Genomic DNA, 20337 nt, shown 5'->3' on the forward strand with positions numbered 1-20337 from the left:
TGATCCATGTATATGCTGGAAATATTGATTTATGAATTTGGCGGGTTGAGGGTAACGAGGATCATGCCGACCGTCATAATCATGATGATAACACCAAGATAGGTCATCATGGATTGTTTTTTCTTAATCCCTACAACCGTTAAGATAATACTTTCGATGAAAAAGATAACACCTATGATGATGAACCACATATCAAATAAGACCCCTTTCGCATATCTTTGCCTATTTTACCACAGGCTTTTTTGTTTAGTCGTGACAGATTCGTGAAACGGGCATGAAAAAATCCCCACCTGTGAAGGAGGGGACTCGCTTGGCTTACAGCTTTGTTAAAATAATCGGTTCGTCTTTAGTAATCACAATCGTATGTTCAATCTGTGCCACTAGACTTTTATCTGGTGTTTTAAATGTCCAGCCATCATCAGCCTGATAAATCGATTCAGCATTTGTTGAAATGAAAGGTTCAAAGGCAATGACTGTGCCATTTTTAAACAAAGCATTATCGAATGGATCATAGTAGTTCAAAATATGGTTGGGTGCTTCATGCAGATTCTTCCCAATGCCGTGTCCTGTCAGGTTTTTAATGACAGTAAATCCTTGTTCTTTCGCTGTATTGTAGACCGCACGGCCAATTTGGTTTTGTCTTTTACCGGCTTTTGCATGCTTTAATCCTTCAAGGAACGCATCCTCCGCACACTTACATAATGCTTCAAGACGAGCATCACCTGTTCCTAAAACGAATGAAATACCTGTATCGGAATAATATCCGTCAAGCTCTGCTGAGATATCAATGTTCACGAGGTCGCCCTCTTGTAAAATGGTTTTTTCACTAGGGATACCGTGTGCAACTTCATCGTTTACGCTGATACAAGTGGTACCAGGAAAGTCATATTCCTTTTCAGGTGCTGAATTGGCACCGTGCTCTTCTAATATTTTTTTCCCAATCAAATCTAATTCTTTTGTAGACATGCCTGGTTTCGCTTGGCTTTTCATTTCTTCTCTTGCCAAAGCGACAATTCGGCCGACTTTTTTTAAGGCTTCTAACTCATGATCATGTTTGACAATCACTGTTCATTCCCGCTTTCTATATCTTCATTCTATTCAATAGCTTACCACATTTTACGCAAAAAGAGTAAAGAGCGGAATTCAAATGGATGTGGACAAATTGGTATAGATAACTAGACGTGCATATGATATATTTTTTATGAACATCATGAATGATTTTGGTCATGATGATGACAAAGGGGGGAAATCAGATGGTGTTTCAGTTTTTTCAAAAGCTAGGAAAATCATTTATGCTTCCAATCGCTGTACTTCCAGCAGCAGGGATTATTTTGGCCATTGGGCGGGAGGACGTATTCAATATCCCGTTTATTCATGCGGCAGGGAATGCAATTTTTGCGAACTTGGCTTTAATTTTTGCAATGGGTGTAGCGATTGGTATTTCAAAGGATGGGAACGGGGCAGCGGCATTATCAGGTGCGATCTCTTATTTTATTTTGTCAGCCGGTACAACGTCGATTAACTCAACCAACAATATGGGGGTATTGGGCGGTATTTTATGCGGGCTTTTGGCAGGTTATGTTTACAATAAATTTAAGGATACGAAACTGCCGGAATACTTAGGTTTCTTTAGCGGAAGGCGGCTTGTGCCTATTATGACCGCACTTTTCACCATTCTATTAGCAGCCGTTTTCGGATATGTATGGCCGCCGATTCAAAGTGTGATCAATGATTTAGGGGAATGGATTTTAAGTCTTGGGGCAACAGGTGCAGGGCTGTTTGGTTTCTTTAACCGATTGCTCATTCCATTAGGACTTCACCATGTCTTGAATAACTTATTTTGGTTTCAATTCGGGGAATTCAGCGGGGCAACAGGGGATTTAGCGCGATTCTTTAAAGGAGATCCAAGCGCGGGTGTCTTTATGACCGGATTCTTCCCAGTGATGATGTTTGGTCTGCCAGCGGCATGTCTAGCCATGGTTGTGACTGCAAAGCCTGAGAAGCGAAAAGCAACAGCTGGACTGATGATTGGTATGGCACTTACATCATTTATAACAGGGATCACTGAACCAATTGAATTTTCTTTTATGTTTTTATCTCCACTTTTATATGGTGTCCATGCTATTTTGACGGGGCTTTCGCTTTTTATTGTAAACACTCTTGGGATTCATAGCGGCTTTGCCTTTTCAGCAGGTGCGATTGATTACGTCTTAAGCTTCGGAATTGCGCAAAAACCGATCTTGCTTCTTGTAGTAGGAATCATTTATGGCGTCGTGTACTTTGTCGTTTTCTATTTCCTCATTAAACTATTAAAGCTGAAAACACCAGGCAGGGAAGATGATGACATGGAAGATATCGCAGCGGATGATACGGTGACGGCAGGAGGAGCGAGTATGCTCGTAGAGGGACTTGGCGGCAAAGACAATATCACCACGATTGATCATTGTGCCACACGTCTTCGCTTAACAGTAGAGGATACAAATTTATTAAATGAAGGTACATTGAAAAAAGCAGGTGCCAAAGGGGTCCTGACTTCTGGAAAAACAACCGTACAAATCATCATTGGAACGAATGTAGAATTTGTCGCAGATGATCTCCGTAAGGAAGTCGATCGAGATTAAAAAAAAACGTTCAGCCAGGTCAAATGGGCTGAACGTTTTTTTGTTTACGCTGTTCGATCACCAGTACAATGCTGATGACAACAAGTAAAAACCACGAACTGATTTTACCAAGATGGACGAGAGACCAAGCATGCTGCTGATTTGGATATTGCCATGCGCCTAAAAAGGTCGTGACATTTTCGGCCACCCAAATAAAAAAGCCAATCAGGAGAAATGAAACAACAAGCGGCATTCGAAAGGAAAATGGACCAACCTGAAACGAAACCGACGTTTTCCGAAACACAACAACAAGCAGACATGTCAGCCACCACCTGACATCATAGAGCCAGTGATGCGTAAAGAAATTGACATAAATGCACAAACTGATGCCAATTGAAAGAAATGGATGAGGCCAGTCGGCCACTTTTACATGAAGTCGTGAAAGTGCCTGATAAATATAACTAGCCACACTCGCATACATAAAGCCGCTATAAAGTGGAACCCCAAATATTTTTGTATAAGCGTCTTCAGGGTAGGACCAAGAGCCCATATGTACTTTATACACTTCTAAACAGATTCCTATGAGATGAAATAGACAAATGACCTTTAGCTCCGCCCAAGTCTCCAGCCGCAGCGTCAGCATCAGGATCTGAGCTGCGATGCAAAGCAGTAGAATGAAATCATACCGGTGAAGAAAAGGAATAGACACCGTCTTTGATAGGGCAAGCGCCGCAAAGATCATGACGGGGAATAGACATGAGATGGCTTGTAAATAAGCAAAATGAAATAGTGTTTTCATACAAAATTAAACCCCTTTTTACTGTCTGAAATGACTTAGACGGTTTTAGCAAGGGAAAAGTTTACCTCAACTAGATATTCATGAACAATTTGTGAATATATATGTGAAAAAGATCACGAATTAGATATAGCATAGTATAATAAGATCATAAAGAAAATGTGAAATATTTCACATAATTTAAAAGGAGGCATCATCATGTTTACAAAATTCTTACAAACGAATGTATGGGCAGCTGTTATCCTTTTGGCAGCAAGACTTTATATCGGATGGACTTGGCTGACATCTGGTATTGGAAAACTAACAGGTGGATTTGATGCGTCAGGCTATTTGCAATTTGCAATATCTGAACCTGTCGTCAAAGATGGTCATCTAGTGTATCCGTTCTATGTATGGTTTTTAGAAAATGTCGCTTTGCCAAATGCCGGACTATTCAGTGCCATGGTCATGTGGGGAGAAATCTTAGTAGGCCTAGGATTAATTGTTGGATTGTTTACAACAACGGCAGCCTTTTTTGGAAGCGTGATGAATGTCTCTTTCTTACTAGCTGGAACTGTCTCTGTGAACCCGCTGCTTCTGCTCATAGCCATCATTATCATGGCAGCGAAAGGGAATGCAGGCAAATTTGGACTTGATTATGTCGCAGGTCCAGTCCTCAAAAGAACAATGAAAAGAAAGCCGCAGTTAGAAGTGGCATCATAATAAAGAAAAGCATCCTGAGCACAAGCTCAGGATGCTTTTTTATTTAAGAATCGGCTTTAATGAGGTTGATATGCAGGACGGTGAGCTCATGCTGACTCATATCTGGATCATGGCCTACGATAAATTCGAGTTCATAATCACCGGTTCGATACACATATTTTTTCTCTTTTGTCTGCGGAATGGTACTCACTGAATCCGCTGGTCCAAGCTGTTTCTTTAGTAACGAAGGGGTCATACCGCCGATATTTGTTTCTTTTTCTACATTTGTACCGAAATAACGGATTTCATCAATTTTGCCTTTCGCATCATAGTGAAAAGCAAATCCAGGATTCCCCATTTCAGCATGATACAAATCAAAGCTGCTTTGACCTGTTTCTGGATATGGATGTCCGAGCTGATGATGAACGTCTTTTTTTGTTTGAACGCCTATTTTCAGTCCCTTCGCATAGTAGGGCATTTGTCCTTTATGTGCCAGCTTATAAATGCTGTTAAGCGCGGCTTTTGGACCTTGAGGAATGGATTGCTCTGCTGCTGGTTTAATCATGGCGTGTGCTGAGACCGCAGGGCTGAAACCGAATAGGGCCGATGAAGCAAGTGAGGCAGTTACGACAAAAGCTGCTGTTTTCTTCATGATAAATCCCTCCTTCTTCTCCTATACCCGGGGCCATCATGATCAAACGTGAAAAGAACCAGCTGATCAAGGATCGGCTGGTTCTTAGCATGAGAACGTTATTTTAAAGAAGAGCTGGATTCATCTTTGGCGGAAGAGGAATCCTTTTCATCCTGTACTTTCTTTGTATAATCATAATCGTTGCGGTCAATCGGTGTAAAGCCTTTAGGCTTGTAGAAACGGAGTAAATCTTCGGTGACAATCTTATCAGATGTCTCCAGCATCTTTTTCACCGTTTCATTTTCTTGCGATGCCTTGTCAGTTGGCTCGATTTTCTCGCCTGTTTTGTTGCTGTAATAGTTATTGCCTACTTTCGTGTAGTCCTTAGACACGAAGTCACCGTTTCTAAATGGCACAAGCTCTTTAAAGTTCTTCGATAAGATATCAGAACCAGACATTAAATAGTTCTTCGTATCATCGCCAAGCAGGTGCAGAAGAGTTGGTGCGACATCGACTTCACCAGAGTATTTATGAATCTGTCCGCCTTTTACGCCAGGAACATGGATAAAGAGCGGCACACGCATGAGCTGCGCATTTTCATAATCTCCAATTTTTTGCCCTGTCACTTTTTCCATCGCTTCATTATGGTTTTCAGAAATACCGTAATGATCGCCGTACATAATAACGACTGTATTGTCATAGAGACCTGACTTTTTCAAATCGTTGAAGAACTGTTCAATCGCTTCATCTAAATAATGAGCCGATTGGAAGTAGTTATCGACGACAGAGTCACCGAAATCACCAGGCTCGAAATCAGTATCACCTTCATCCATTCCAAATGGGAAATGGTTCGATAAGGTAATGAATTTCGAATAAAACGGCTGCTTCATGTTTTTAAGAATTGGCATCGATTCTTTGAAGAACGGTTTGTCTTTCAGTCCATAGTTCTTCGTATCCTGCTCGTTCATATCGTAGTACTCAGAATCGTAAAATCTGTCATATCCAAAGGATTTAAACATTTCATTACGGTTCCAGAAGGTTTTCGTATTTCCATGGAATTCTGCTGACGTATATTGATCCTTCTTCAAAATACCAGGAAGTGCTTGATATGTGTTTTGCGCCTTGTTAATAAAAACAGAGCCCTGTGATAATGGGAATAACCCAGTATCCATCATAAATTCAGCATCAGACGTTTTTCCCTGTCCTGTTTGATGGAAGAAGTTATCAAAGTAAAACGTTTTGTTGTCGTGTGCCAATGAATTAAGGAATGGCGTTACTTCTTTTCCATTGACCTTATAATCAATGACAAAGTTTTGCAGAGATTCAAGAGAAATTGTAATGACGTTCATGCCTTTCGCTTTCCCGTAATAAGCAGGGTTAGGATCAGCGCTGTTCGCTTTTAAATAGTTCTCTACATCTGTCACGTCATTTGAATTTGCCAGAGCACGCTGGCTGTTTGATTTCACATTTTGAATGGCATCAAACACAGTAAAGTTATAAGCGCCTAAATATTTAACTAAATAATTGCGGTCGAACGATCTTGATAAAAGCTCTGGACGATCGATCTCTGCAGCCACTAAGTTTAAAACAAAGATCACAACAGAGGACACAAGGACGAGTCTAAACGATTTTGACTTTTGAACAGGTACAGTGGCTGTACTTGTTTGCTGCTGCCTTTTCATGCGGACTGCAAGTACGATCAAAATGATTGTATCAATAAAGTAAAACACATCAGTCCAACGCATGAGTGAAAATGCACTATCACCTAATTGTCCGCCATTCGTTCCTGCCTGCATCACTGTAGGCAGCGTGATAAAGTCATTGAAGAATCGATAGTACACGATGTTTGCGTATAGTAAAAAAGACATGAAAAAGTGAATCACAATGATAGCGGCAGGCTGCCATTTTTTCTTGAACAATAAAGCAAAGCCAAGAAAGAACAAGCTGGAGCTAATAGGATTCACGAAAAGCAAAATATGCTGAAGCACATTTGATATACCAAGTTTAAATTCGATTAAATACGCTGAATACGTTTTGAGCCATAGTAAGACGGCTGCAATCAGAAAGAAGCCGAGACCTCTTTTTTGAATAAATGTTTTCATATAAACACTCCTTTTCTCCGTTAAACGGAAGAGGCGGAACGAAAGAAAACGAACCATTAGAATATACCACGAAATGCACAAATAGAAAAGTCATAACCAGTGAAGAGCCTTTGGAAGCCTGTCCGAGCAATAAAAGGAGAGAAAATGAAAATATTCGCCCATCGAAAAACTTTTTATGAAAATCGACCTATTATTGACAGAAAATTCAGTAATTTTCCAGTTGCTATATCAATAAAACAGGTAAAAAGACACAAGTCTAAAGAATTAATTTGATTTCTACAATGGTCATTTAGAGAGTATTTCCATTGTTTCTTAATGTTTATGCAGGTTAAGCAAAAAAAATGAGCCATGGAATGGAACAAAGCGATGGATAAAAATTCCTCTCATACAATATATCAATATATTTTTGTGTTTCACGAAAATAATGGTTTTCATGTGTTTTTTAAGGGTTTTATTTATTTTAATAAGTGAACAAATTATCTAAATATACTTAAGTGAACATATTGAGACTATAAACTTCTGAATTGGGGTCGATATAGACAGTGACAGGAAATCTTCCATTGAAAGGATTGATAGTATATGACTGTACGAGCAGAGAACCTCGTTCAGAACTGGTTTCCGAGTGAGGACGGAAATGCAGGAGAGCGTAAAGAACTCATCAAATTGATGGAGCAGATCATTTCAGGGGTCGATGACCTGAAAGATCCCAACCGTGCACACCTTAAAGGTGAAAAGAATCGTGGGGAGGACTTTTACAAAAAGCTTACTGAAACAAGTCAAATTCCGATGAACGGCCAGCAAGCGGAACTTGTGAATGAAGAATTACTGAAGCTTTTACATAACCATCCATACCACACCAAGTATTTCTTCACGAACATTTTGCCAATGGCAAGTACACCAGGAATTTTAGGCATGCTGACAGCTATGCTGGTAAACGGAAACAACCTATGGGATGTTTATGGACCAGCAGGTGCGGAAGCTGAGGTCAGAGTGGTCTCAATGATGTCTAAGCTCATCGGATATGATCCAAATGTGAGCGGGGGATACACAACATGGGGAGGTCAAGGAGCGATTTTTTCAGGACTTCGTTTAGCGATCGCAAAGGCTGCGCCGGAGTCACTGCGAAAAGGAGTTCCGCAAAATCTTTATGCGTTTTGTTCTGATGCTGCACATTACAGCCTATTTAAGTCAATGGAAGCAACAGGACTTGGCACAAACAACTTAATCAGAATTAAGACGAATAAAGATCATTCAATGGATATGGAAGATTTGCGTTGTCAAATGGAACGTGTTGCACAGGGTGGCGGGATTCCCGTTTATATTGTTGCAACAACCGGAACAACAGATGCCATTGCAATTGATGATGTAAAAGGGGTACGTGAAACAGCAGAAACGATTGCTGAAAAGTATGATCTGAAGGTGCCGCATATTCATGCAGATTCGGCGCTGGGTGGATTCTTTGCTTTCTTTAATGAGTATGATGTATCGGAAAATCCGCTGCAATTCTCAGACGGTATTCTTCGTATGCTAAAAGAAATCAAAGCGAAATTCCAGCATCTGTCTCTTGCAGACTCGATGTGCTTTGATTTTCAAAAGCTTGGCCAAACACCTTACACATCCAGTTTATTCCTAGTGAAAAACGCTGCTGACTTAAAGCGTTTGGACCTGGAAGAACAGGAGACACCATATGTTGGCCATAGAGGCTACGGAGAATACCATACGGGTTATACACTGGAATGCTCAAGAATGGGAAGCTCGATCAGTATGCTGAGTGTGCTGTTAACGTTTGGGATTGAAGGCTATCAGCGCTTGCTTGGTCAATTCTTAGAAGTGAACCTTGCCTTCAGAGAAGCACTTAGTCGGGAAATTCCGCAAGCAGAAGTCGTGAATGATGACAACGTCGGAATGGCTACATTATTTAGAATTTACCTAGACGGCTCACCGCGTTTTCAAGAAGAGATTTCTGGCGAAGCGACTTCAATCGAAATTGAGCGGAACAATGAATTGAACAAAATGCTGTTTGAAAAGCTTGGAGAGAAAAGAGATGAGATGTTCTTTGGCGATACAACGAAGTTTTTACTTGTCAACTCGAAAGAAGGCCAAGAATTCTATCTAAGTGTTAGTAAGTTTTTTGTCATCTCACCTTATACGTTACCAGAGCATATCCCTCATATCGTATCTTATTTAAAAGATGTGATTGCATCTGTTTGTGGACAATTTGAAAATGTACATGCTTAAATCAAATCTGAGAGTGGAGATGTAGGAAAAAATGGCGAAACAAAGGAAATTTGGAGGATACACGATATCCTCTAAAATCATGTCAGTCGTTACCGTAACATTACTCGCAACCGTTGCATTATTCGTTCTAACCTTTTATCTAGTCAGCCAGGATTTATCATCCCAGTTATTAAAGCAATTTGATTATCGATTAACAACAGATATTGATACTGCCAAAAAAGAAATCGATAACATCGATGGAAACGTGCTCAGCATTAGCGGGAAGGATGATCCCATTTATGCCGAGATTAAAACGAAATTCACAGAGCTTCAAAAAGATCATACGCTTGAGAACTTATACGTGTTATCTAATAAAGGCGGTAAAGAAAGAATTATCGTATTAACTGGAGAAGACAATGATTTTGACCAGGATTATGCATTCTCAGATGAGATGAAACAAGCTCTTTCTGAAGATAAAATGGTCAAAAGTGATATTTACAAAGATTCATTTGGTACACATAAATCAGTCTTTTTGCCAATCAAGGATTCAGGCGGTGAGCTGACAGGGATTTTAGGCATTGATTTAGATGCGTCTGTCGTGCCTCAAACAACGCAGAAGCTGACGATCTATATCACAGTGGCATCTGCCATTGTGCTCATCGGTGGATTACTCTTCTCATACTTTATGGGAAGAAGAATTGCGAAACCAGCACGTTCATTGATGGAATCAGCGAACCGAATTGCTGACGGTGATTTAACTGGTGTGGTAGAGGTTGAAAGTAAAGACGAGATCGGCCAGCTTGCCGCATCCTTCCAAAAGATGCAGGGGCGGATCAAAGAGCTCATTTCGAAAATCTCACACTCATCTAGTGAAGTGTCGAAAATGTCTTCACAGCTTCGTACGGTGACGAACGAATCGAGTCAAAGTGCGCAGCAAGTATCAGAAGCCATGACGAATATGAGTGAAGGAATCAATGATTCTGTCGCAAATATTACGGATTGTACGACATCCGTTGCTGAGATCGATACGCAAATCGAAGGTGTCACAAAAGAAGTTGATGAAATGAAATCTGTTTCATCTAACGTACAAGAGCAGTCAGAATCTGGTCAAAAATTAGTGAACCATGTGCTTGATCATCTGAATATGCTACATGACAAGATGACCAACTCAAAGCAGGCAGCAGAAGAATTACAATCTCATTCAACGGAGATTGAAAGTGTCATCTCGATTATTACAGACATTTCAGCACAAACGAATCTGCTTGCACTGAATGCTTCCATTGAAGCGGCACGTGTTGGAGAAGAAGGAAAAGGCTTTGCTGTTGTGGCAGATGAGGTGCGCAAGTTAGCTGAACAATCAGCGGATGCGGCTAAAACCGTTTCAGACCTTGTCATCGGTACACAGGAAAACAGTCAGCGCGTTCTTGAAAGCGTAGAGGAAAGCAGTAAAGCAGTGGAAGAAGGACGTGAGCAAATGGAAGGCACGTCACAAAACTTCGCTTTGATTTACGACGGTGTGTCCCAGTTTTCAAGAAGAACGAACAATTTGCTTGCTTCTATTAAGCAAGTTGAGAAAGCATATCAAACGATTTCTACATCGATTGAGCAAATTTCTGTTGTATCGGAAGAACATGCAGCCAGCTCTCAAGAAGTGGCGGCAGCAACAGAACAGCAAAGTGCTGGTATGCAGCAAATTTCAAGTGCGATTGAACAGCTCTCTGATATGTCGGATGACTTAGCACAAATGGTCTCAACCTTCAAAGTCGACAATAAATAACGAGAAAGGGCTAAAATATTTTAGCCCTTTTTCTCTTTTTAGCGAAGAAGGGACGAGCACCTGAGCGCAGGATAGACACCGAATGCGAGGGCTTGTTTAGATGCTGAAGCTGGCTCTTGTGAGAGAGCCAGCTTTTTTGCTATGCTTAATCAAATACTTGCGGCGAAAGGAGAAACGCTATGGATTTTGCGCAGAGATTATCAGAAGAACGGATCAAAAAAGCGATGGATAACGGGGCTTTTGAAGGATTATCTGGCTTTGGGAAGCCTCTGCCAAAAGATGATGCTGCTCATGTACCAGAAGAACTTAGAATGGGCTACCGCATCATGAAAAATGCCGGATTTGCTGGGGAAGAAACAGCGCTGAAAAAAGAACTCATGACTGTCAAAGAGCTGCTTCGCTCCAGTATAGACGGAGAGGAGAGAAAAAAGCTGTCTCTCATATGTGAAGAAAAACAAAAACGTCTGGATGAACTTACATCTAAGCGCCAAACTTTTGCCCGTCCAGCTTCCTCCTTCTATAAAAATAAGGTATACGAGAAATTAACGGAGCATAAAAAAAGATGATGACACGCTGCCTCTCCCTGAGCACATTGAGGGGGCTTTTTTTATGTAAGCGCTGCATTTTGTTGTTGACTACATGTATATACAAATATAAAATAAGAATCAAACATGTATATACAAGTTTTTTGGTTCTTTTTTCTTATATAAAAAAACGATCTCGGAGGGGATAGTATGGCTGATTATCAGGCAGCAGCAGATCAGATTGTGAAAGCCATCGGCGGCAAAGAAAATATTGATCAAGCGACACATTGTGTAACAAGACTGCGCTTTGTGCTGAAAGATGAAGGTAAGGTGGATGAGAAAGCACTTGAACAAATTGAAGAAGTGAAGGGATCTTTCTCAGCGAACGGTCAATACCAAGTGGTGATCGGCCAAGGGGTCGTCAATCGAGTATATGCCGAAATGGTGAAACAGACGGGGATTGGTGAAGCCACAAAAGAGGACGTCAAGCGTGCCTCTGATCAGAAATTGAATCCATTGCAGCGTGCTGTGAAAACGCTTGCGGATATCTTTATACCGATTCTTCCTGCCATCGTCACAGCCGGTTTATTAATGGGAATTAATAATATTTTAACAGCTCCTGATATTTTCTTTGATCAAAAATCGATTGTGGATGTGTATCCGGCATGGGCTGATTTAGCGAATATGATCAACTTAATTGCAGGCACTGCTTTCACCTTCCTGCCAGCATTAATTGGCTGGTCAGCTGTGAAGCGGTTTGGGGGGAATCCGCTTTTAGGAATGGTCCTTGGGCTAATGCTTGTACATCCAGACTTGTTAAACGCATGGGGCTATGGAGCGGCTGAGAAGACCGGTGACATTCCCGTTTGGAACTTGTTTGGTCTTGAAGTGCAGAAGGTAGGCTATCAAGGACAGGTTCTTCCGATACTCGTTGCCTCTTATTTACTTGCAAAGCTCGAATTGTTTATCACAAAACGGACACCTGAAAGTATTCAGCTTTTAGTTGTTGCACCGATTACGTTATTAGTCATTGGATTTTTATCATTTATCGTCATTGGACCTGTTACCTTTGCAATCGGTAATGTTTTAACATCTGGACTTGTAGCTGTATTCCAGCAATTCGCAGCACTTGGCGGTCTATTATATGGCGGACTGTATGCAGCATTAGTCATTACAGGAATGCACCATACGTTCCTCGCTGTGGATATTCAATTGATTAACTCAAAGCTGCACGGCACGTTCCTATGGCCAATGCTTGCACTGTCCAATATCGCACAAGGATCAGCTGCACTGGCAATGATGTTTGTCTTAAAAGATGAAAAGCAAAAAGGACTTTCGCTGACATCAAGTATTTCTGCTTATTTAGGAATTACCGAACCGGCGATGTTTGGGGTCAACCTGCGTTATCGATTCCCATTTATTTTTGCACTGATCAGCTCAGGATTAGCCGGTATGTTTATCGCCTCTCAAGGGGTGCTGGCAAGCTCAGTTGGTGTTGGAGGCATTCCAGGAATCTTCTCCATTATCCCGAAATATTGGGGGGCATTTGCAATTGGAATGGTGATTGTACTCATCCTCCCATTCATCGGTACTCTTTTATATGCAAAACTAAAAAAGAAGAAGGATTTTTCAGAAGAACTTAACTAGTGGTGGTGAAGGAAATTGAATCAGCAATCAAATGAACCGTGGTGGAAAAAAGCGGTGGTCTATCAAATTTATCCGAAGAGCTTTTTAGATACAACGGGCTCTGGTACAGGGGATATCAATGGCGTGACGAAAAAGCTTGATTACATCAAAGAGCTTGGGGCGGATTGTATTTGGCTCACGCCAATGTATGAGTCCCCGCAGCATGACAACGGCTATGATATTAGTGATTATACAAAAATCCATGACATGTACGGCACAATGACAGATTTTGAACGCATGCTGAAGGAAGCGCATGAGAGAGGAATACGAGTCATCATGGATCTAGCCGTTAACCATACATCCATTTTCCATGAGTGGTTTCAAGCCTCGCGTGAGTCAAAGGATAACCCTTACCGAGATTATTATATTTGGAAGGAGCCAAAAGCGGACGGATCTCCTCCGAACGATTGGCAGTCGAAATTTGGCGGCCCAGCCTGGGAACTAGACGAAATAACAGGAGATTATTATCTCCATTTATATGATGTCACTCAGGCGGATCTCAATTGGGAGAAGGATGAGGTGCGCAGGAAAGTATATGACATCATGCACTTTTGGTTTGAAAAAGGAATTGATGGGTTCAGGCTGGATGTCATCAACAACATTTCAAAGGATCAGCGCTTCTTAGATGATGCCGGACAATCTGTGCAAGGCGACGGCCGCATGTACTATACGGACGGGCCGAGAATTCATGAATTTCTGCATGAAATGAACCAGGAGGTTTTTTCGAAATACGATAGCATGACAGTTGGAGAAATGTCTTCAACGAATATCGCAGACTGCATTCGGTATACAAGACCTGATCGGCAGGAGCTGGATATGACGTTTAACTTCCATCATTTAAAGGTGGATTATCCAAACGGCGAAAAGTGGGCGATCGCACCATTTGATTTTCAAGAATTAAAGTCGATTCTGTCTGAATGGCAGACGAAAATGCATGAGGGCGGCGGCTGGAATGCGCTGTTCTGGTGCAATCATGATCAGCCGCGTATCGTCTCAAGATATGGTGATGATGACACGTATCATCAGCAATCAGCGAAGATGCTGGCGACCACGATTCATCTGATGCAGGGGACTCCTTATATTTATCAAGGTGAGGAAATTGGCATGAAGAATCCTCGCTTTGAGGACATTTCGTCTTACCGTGATATCGAATCACTCAATATGTACGAAGTCATGCTTGAAAAGGGAAAATCAAAGGAAGAAGCACTCGCCATTTTACAGGTCAAGTCAAGAGATAATGCGAGAACTCCAATGCAGTGGACCTCAGAGAAGAATGCAGGCTTCTCAACAGGAACGCCTTGGATTGAGCCAGCCGATAACGACATTTCGGTCGAAGCTGCGTTAAAAGACCGGACGTCCATTTTCTATCATTACCAAGCCCTTTGCAGACTGCGTAAAGAACTTGATGTGATCACATATGGCAGCTTCTCCTTACTTTTAGCAGAAGATCCAAAGATTTTTGCTTATGTTAGAGAAAGCAAGAATGAGAAGCTCCTCGTGATCAACCACTTTTATGCAGGGGAGGCGGACTTTACGCTTCCTGATGAGCTTGTGCAGGCTGTAGATGAGATGGAGGGGCAAGTCCTGTTATCCAATTATGAGGATGTGCCGGCACATATCAAGGGATTTACGTTGCGCCCATATGAGTCAATCGTTTATCATTTAACCAAACGCTAGAAAATGGGGCGGAGGGAAAATGAAAGAGAATAAGTTTCGAGTGATTTATGATCAGCTCGCAAGACGAATTGAGCAAGGTGAATGGCAGGATAAAGGCATCCTCCCATCAGAGCATGAACTTTCTATCATGTACGACACGTCCCGGGAGACGGTGAGAAAGGCATTAAATATTCTGGTGCAAAATGGCTATATTCAAAAAATCCGCGGGAAAGGTTCTGTATTGCTGAATCGGGAGAAAATGCAGTTTCCTGTTTCAGGTCTTGTCAGCTTTAAAGAGCTTTCCCAAACGCTTGGCCGAAAGACGGTCACAACAGTTCATGAATTTGGTTTAATCAAACCGGATCAGTATATTCAGTCTCAGCTGAAAATTGATGAACAGACAGACGTCTGGAAAGTCATTCGATCTCGCAATATTAGCGGTGAAGAGGTGATTTTAGACAAGGACTACTTTTTGCAAAAGCATGTCGAAGTATTGTCTAAAGACATATGCGAAGGATCAATCTACGAGTATATTGAGGGAGAACTCGGTGTATCGATCAGCTATGCTCAAAAAGAATTTGTGGTAGAGCCATGTACAGAAGAGGACGCCAAGTACCTTGATTTGAAGGGATTTGACCATGTCGTTGTGGTAAAAAATTATGTGTTCTTAGAGGATACGAGTCTATTTCAATACACAGAAAGCCGTCACCGATTAGACCGCTTCAGATTCGTCGATTTTGCTAGAAGAGAAAGAACGGACAGAGCCTAGGCTCTGTCCTTTTCAGGTTATGGGAAAAGTAGATGACGAATAGATCACTACTTTCTGGAGGAAAGATGATGAGAGTAAATAGACCATTAAAATTAAGAGATTTAGAAATATTCAGTGTGATGAAAGATCAGCAGATTTTATGTTATGTCATCATTGAAGATACTCGAAAACCGTTTACGGCAGAAGACAGAAAGCTGGAACCTTTATGTTATATGGATGAAGAAGATATACAAGCGTATTTGAATGTTTTTCATATTTCCATTATCAATGATGAAAAATTAAGTGAAGAGGATTTAACTCTTGTAGAAGATTATTTTGCAGACTTTGTGAATAATACAAACTTAACGAATTTTATTATAAGAGATTATGTTCAAGAGGATTTATATGCCGTCGATGATGAAGATGACATCACATTCTTCAATAGAATGCTGCGTCATATAGGATCAGATGAGGTGAAACAATTTGATAAACGCAATTGGATTTATTTATCCCAAGATTGAGATGAGAAAAGACAGAGCATAGGCTCTGTCCTTTTCTTTTAGGATGATACATTTTTTCTTGTACGCTTGCGCTGGTAGTAATATAGGATACCGCCTGAGGCAAGCATGAGTACGCCAATCAATACAGCTGTATACATCATTGTTGCTGTATTCGGGAGTGTGCCGCCTGGGAGTCCGGTTCCATCTTGGTTTGGATCTGTACCTGTACCTCCGCCTGGCGCTGATGTACCGCCGTCTCCGCCAGTTTGATCTGGCGTTGTTCCAGCTGCCCCGCTTTGGTTGAGTACGGTATATTCGCTGAAGTGTTCAGTTTGACCTGATACGACACCATTTTCGAACGATCCGTTACTTGTTTTTGCATAACGGTTTTTCTTGCGGTCTACATAATATACACCAGGTTTCTTCGCCTTTTGAGGCTCATCTAATGTAAAGGATAGTGTGACAGGATCTTTAAAGGTAGAAACCTTTTTCTGATCTTGTTTGATTTGGAAATCATACGTATCCGTTAATGCATTTTTCACCTTATCCGTCTTTGTCATCCATATATCTGCGCTTTTCTCGGACAAGTTAGAGAGCGGTAATGCGAGTCCCACTTTGTCATGATAGATGGTGACGTTTGGATCTTGCTCTCTTTTCTTCAGCTCGGCTACCTGTGCTTTTGATAGAGACAATTGAACGTTTTTCGCTTCGCTCGCTTTGTCTAAATAGAGCAATGCTTTGTTTGTATGCTGCACATACGTTTGGAATTTCTCATCATCTTGAATGTCATAGGTGCTTTTTCCTTTCGCACGCGGAAGGAACACTTCTTTCACCCTGTGATCGATGACAGGAGAAATATGCCCGCCGTCTGCCTGTTCAATTTGCTCTTTGAAGATTTCATAGTCAACATAGCCTAAGTCTTCGCCGTGAGAGGCTTCTGTAAAGACACTGTAGCCATCTCCGCCTGTGCCGACAAATGCGTTTGTCGCCACGCGGTATGTTTTCTTATCATCAATGTCTGTTAGTTTGCCGTTTTCGTCTTTCAGTTTGACATCAATGAGTCTGCTGCCAGCTGGTTTACTCAGTGTAAACGTATATTCAATGCCGGCTACATGAGGGAATGCGCCGCCGCCTTCCTCAATGCCTGAAAGCCCTTGTTCGAGTGCTTTCTTAATTTGGCTGCCTTTTAAATCTGCGACATAGAGTGTGTTTCCAAATGGCATGACCGTTAAAATATCACCTAAAGTGATATCTCCTTTTTCAATGCTGCCTCGAATTCCGCCGCCGTTTGTGATGGCAAGATCAGCACCAGCAGATTCTTGCGCTTTCTTCAGCATGCCGTCAGCAATAAAGTTCCCAAGGTTCGTTTCCTTTGCACGGACATGCTCGCGTTGTCCATCTAAGAGGACATCAGCAGACCCGACTTTTTCCGTTTTTAAATCTTGAATATCTGCCTTGTACTGATCGAGGATCGCTTTTGCATCAGCATCTTCTTTGACAGAGTCATCGATGGTGATGAGATCAAAAGAAGATTCCTTTGGCTGTACGACTCCTTTTTGATTAAAGGCCACGTCTACTTTTCCTAAAAATTGTCCGTAGTCTTTTACCTGTGCGACAATCGTTGGTTCTTTCTTATTGACGACCTTTAATTTTTCAACAAGGGTGTGCGTGTGACCGCCAATGATTAAATCAATACCATCTACTTTTTGAGCAAGCTCAAGGTCACGGTTATAGCCAATGTGTGTTAAAGCAATGATTTTGTTGATTTTTTCTTCTGTTTGAATCGTGTTAACTGTTTCTTTTGCTTTCTTGTATGCATCCTTGAATTGAATGTTAGGACCGCTGCTGGATGTAATGGCCGTGTCTTCAGTGGTTAAGCCGAATACAGCCACCTTTTCACCGTTTACATCAAGCAGAATGTATGGGTAAATCCCAGCTTCTTTTTTCTCACCAGCTTTAAATGTCGCTGGCTTTTTCACTAAGCCGCTCAATTGTTTTTCCTTAGAGACATCAACGTTTGATGACACAATCGGGAATGCAGGCTTTTCAAATTGGTGACGATTTTTCGCATCTACATCTGAAGCATCACCCGTCAGGAATTGACGAAGAACAGAAGGACCTTTGTCAAATTCATGATTACCAAACGTCATGGCATCATATTTCATTAAGTTCATTAGTTTTAGGTCGGCAAGTCCTTGCCATTTTGTGAAATATAGGTCACCAGAGAAGACGTCTCCAGCATCTAATAAAATGTTGTTTTTGCTTTCGGCTCGAACTTCTTTAATCTTTGTTGCACGTCTTGCTGCATCATCAAGGTGTGCATGTGTATCGTTTGTATGCATCACCGTTAAATTCCAGTTGTCTGATGCAGGCGGTTCTGTTGTGCCATCCTCTTTAAAGGCTAGCTTGTACACGCCAAGACCATCTGTGCTGGCGTTACGAACAAAGTCTATGCTGCTTGATTTTTCAGCAAACGGCTTAGCCATAAGAGAAGATTCGAATGTGACTGTTGCGCCTTTGATTGGTGCAATGGACCAGTTTTGATCCGCACTTGGGTTGATGGTTTTTTGTTCGATAATATAATCCATCAGTACTTGGCGGTTCTCATCAGCTGAGGCTAGCACCACTTTATCTTGCGTCAGATGCGGGAAGCCTCCGCCGCCAGAAGCTCGATAGTTGTTCGTCACGACTAAAAATTCTTGATTGTCAGAGACTGGTTTCCCGTTGAAGGACAGGTTTTTGATGCGGTTTGCATTTGCATTGACAAGGGTGCCTGTTGTGCTGTACTTAGCCGGCTGCGTCACATCGACTTGATAGGTGACACCATCGATCACATCAAAGTTATACGAGCGGTATTCTTCGTTTAAAATAGGCTGTTCATTTGAATCGTTTGGTTTGATTTGATTAAACTGTCCGGCAGACATCTCGAGCCAGTCTTTTACTTCACTGCCTTTGAGTTTAACAATCTGCACGGTGTTATCGTAAAGGTAGAGATCGCCGATATTTTTAATCGCTAAATCACCTTTTGCGATATTCGTATAATAATTCACACCGTTTCGACCGCCGGCTTTAAACGGGGCGCCTGCAGATAAAATCGGTAAGTTTTTGTACGCGGTATCCTTCATTTTTTCTTGTGCATACCATTTTTGTGCATCTGTCACAATTTGAATAGAGGGGTCATCCATCACTTGAGCAAAAAAGCTGTTAATGTCTGCTTCTGTTTTACCGACAGGTTTTCTCACATAATCAAGTGTGTTTTGATGCGTTGTTTGAATGGCATCTTTCACAGTGCTGTTTTGAGAAGTGACTCCTGCAACAGGTTCAATCTTTCCTGTTCCGTCTGTGACCTTCCATTTGCTGCCGTCAGGCTCTAATGTTAAATCAATGACTCCGAGGTAGCTTCCCCAGTTTTTTGACATGACGACTGGAATGCCGTTGATCGTTCCTTTTGAGACATCGAATTTGTCGACGCCGCTATATTCAGCGCTTGGGAATGTGCCGTGCTGGTGGCCGGACACGATCGCATCGATGCCTTTTGTTTTCGTGGCAAGATCAAAGATCATATTTTCTGACCCTTTAGGCGAAGCGGTTTTTTCAATTCCTGTATGGGCAAGAGCGATGATGATATCTGCCCCTTTTTCCTTCATTTCAGGAATGGTTTCATTGGCAGATTCGACGATATCCTGCACTTGAACTTGTCCATCTAAATGTTTCTTATCCCACGTCATAATTTGCGGTGGAACGAATCCTATGTAACCGACTTTTACAGTTTGTGAAGCTCCGTTTGCATCTTTAAAGGTTTTATCTTGGATCACATAAGGCGTAAAACGGTGTTCTCCATTTAACTTTTTGACGTTCGCATTGACAATCGGGAAGTTAGCGCCGGCAATGGTACCATCAAGAAATGATAATCCGTAGTTAAATTCATGATTGCCAAGTGTTCCTGCATCGTACTTTAGTTTGTTGAGTGTATGAATAATGGGGTGAACCTTTGTTTGATTAATGATGCGGTCTTTCTCATTTTTGTAAACGTATTCTCCAAGAGGGGTTCCTTGAATCAGGTCTCCGTTATCAACAAGGAGTGTATTAGGATTTTGTGAACGGTGCTTTTCTATCAGCTCGGCTGTTTTTGCCAAACCAAATTCATTTGTTTCTTTGTCGCTGTAATAATCGTAATTCATCATGTTGGCATGTACATCCGTTGTGGCTAAGATGCTGACTTTTACGGCATCGCCGTTTTCTATTGCTGCATGAGTAGGTACTGCTGGGAGAATGAGACTAATCATCATAATGGAAGTGAGCAGAATAGACAGGTTTTTCCTTCGTTTAGACCTATGTGCTTGCTTCTTCACCTGATCTCCGCCTTTCTAATTTTTTTGACCACAATACCTATTGTAGAAATGTTTCGTTAACTTTTGT

Annotated in this window: 15 protein-coding genes; 9 read left to right on the forward strand and 6 right to left on the reverse strand. The window is 41.5% G+C overall.

What is annotated here, in order from left to right:
* Nucleotides 1-29 precede the first annotated feature (29 nt).
* Together NSQ34_RS03690 and map are read right to left on the reverse strand one after the other, a co-directional pair.
* A complete protein-coding gene (locus tag NSQ34_RS03690; protein WP_087976421.1) occupies nt 30-191 on the reverse strand; it encodes a hypothetical protein in 162 nt (53 codons plus the stop codon).
* Between the two features lie 124 nt (nt 192-315).
* Complete coding sequence (map, locus tag NSQ34_RS03695; RefSeq protein WP_024424611.1) at nt 316-1065, reverse strand: type I methionyl aminopeptidase; 750 nt, start codon at nt 1063-1065, stop codon at nt 316-318.
* 188 nt (nt 1066-1253) lie between these two features.
* Here map and nagE point away from each other — a divergent pair, with 188 nt between their 5' ends.
* The gene (nagE, locus tag NSQ34_RS03700) at nt 1254-2621 is read left to right on the forward strand and encodes an N-acetylglucosamine-specific PTS transporter subunit IIBC (protein WP_034283672.1); all 1368 of its coding nucleotides are present in this window, start codon (nt 1254-1256) and stop codon (nt 2619-2621) included.
* Nucleotides 2622-2640: 19 nt separating this feature from the next.
* On the opposite strand, the gene NSQ34_RS03705 is transcribed toward nagE, so the two are convergent.
* Nucleotides 2641-3399, reverse strand: a complete 759-nt coding sequence (locus tag NSQ34_RS03705) for a DUF817 domain-containing protein (RefSeq protein WP_268413615.1) — start codon at nt 3397-3399, stop codon at nt 2641-2643.
* A gap of 195 nt (nt 3400-3594) precedes the next feature.
* On the opposite strand from NSQ34_RS03705, the gene NSQ34_RS03710 reads away from it, so the two are divergent.
* Complete coding sequence (locus NSQ34_RS03710) at nt 3595-4098, forward strand: DoxX family protein (RefSeq protein ID WP_034283676.1); 504 nt, start codon at nt 3595-3597, stop codon at nt 4096-4098.
* 43 nt (nt 4099-4141) lie between these two features.
* Here the strand turns inward: NSQ34_RS03710 and NSQ34_RS03715 are convergent, their stop codons facing one another.
* Nucleotides 4142-4729, reverse strand: coding sequence for a YjgB family protein (locus NSQ34_RS03715; protein ID WP_041116171.1), 588 nt, complete (start codon nt 4727-4729; stop codon nt 4142-4144).
* Nucleotides 4730-4827: 98 nt separating this feature from the next.
* Nucleotides 4828-6810, reverse strand: a complete 1983-nt coding sequence (locus tag NSQ34_RS03720; RefSeq protein ID WP_111927621.1) for an LTA synthase family protein — start codon at nt 6808-6810, stop codon at nt 4828-4830.
* Between the two features lie 579 nt (nt 6811-7389).
* On the opposite strand from NSQ34_RS03720, the gene NSQ34_RS03725 reads away from it, so the two are divergent.
* The 7 genes from NSQ34_RS03725 to NSQ34_RS03755 all read left to right on the forward strand — a co-directional run bounded on the left by NSQ34_RS03725 (nt 7390) and on the right by NSQ34_RS03755 (nt 15939).
* A complete protein-coding gene (locus NSQ34_RS03725; RefSeq protein ID WP_120208616.1) occupies nt 7390-9048 on the forward strand; it encodes a pyridoxal-dependent decarboxylase in 1659 nt (552 codons plus the stop codon).
* 31 nt (nt 9049-9079) lie between these two features.
* Nucleotides 9080-10804 carry a methyl-accepting chemotaxis protein gene (locus tag NSQ34_RS03730; protein ID WP_041116177.1) on the forward strand — a complete coding sequence of 575 codons (1725 nt, stop codon included), beginning with the start codon at nt 9080-9082 and terminating at the stop codon, nt 10802-10804.
* 179 nt (nt 10805-10983) lie between these two features.
* Entirely contained in the window at nt 10984-11370 is a 387-nt protein-coding gene (locus tag NSQ34_RS03735; RefSeq protein WP_041116179.1) for a DUF1992 domain-containing protein, read from the forward strand.
* Nucleotides 11371-11538: 168 nt separating this feature from the next.
* On the forward strand, nt 11539-12975 hold the full coding sequence (treP, locus tag NSQ34_RS03740; RefSeq protein ID WP_046314249.1) for a PTS system trehalose-specific EIIBC component: 1437 nt from the start codon (nt 11539-11541) through the stop codon (nt 12973-12975).
* A 15-nt stretch (nt 12976-12990) separates the two neighbouring features.
* Nucleotides 12991-14691: an alpha,alpha-phosphotrehalase gene (gene treC / locus NSQ34_RS03745; RefSeq protein ID WP_041116184.1), complete on the forward strand. Its 1701-nt coding sequence runs from the start codon at nt 12991-12993 to the stop codon at nt 14689-14691.
* Between the two features lie 19 nt (nt 14692-14710).
* A complete protein-coding gene (treR, locus tag NSQ34_RS03750) occupies nt 14711-15439 on the forward strand; it encodes a trehalose operon repressor (RefSeq protein WP_061110564.1) in 729 nt (242 codons plus the stop codon).
* Nucleotides 15440-15504: 65 nt separating this feature from the next.
* A complete protein-coding gene (locus tag NSQ34_RS03755) occupies nt 15505-15939 on the forward strand; it encodes a terpene synthase (RefSeq protein WP_111927623.1) in 435 nt (144 codons plus the stop codon).
* 38 nt (nt 15940-15977) lie between these two features.
* Here the strand turns inward: NSQ34_RS03755 and NSQ34_RS03760 are convergent, their stop codons facing one another.
* Complete coding sequence (locus NSQ34_RS03760) at nt 15978-20270, reverse strand: multifunctional 2',3'-cyclic-nucleotide 2'-phosphodiesterase/3'-nucleotidase/5'-nucleotidase (RefSeq protein ID WP_111927624.1); 4293 nt, start codon at nt 20268-20270, stop codon at nt 15978-15980.
* Between the last annotated feature and the right edge of the window lie 67 nt (nt 20271-20337).

It is taken from the genome of Bacillus sp. FSL P2-0069 (assembly GCF_038593315.1).
GTDB lineage: Bacteria > Bacillota > Bacilli > Bacillales > Bacillaceae > Bacillus > Bacillus safensis.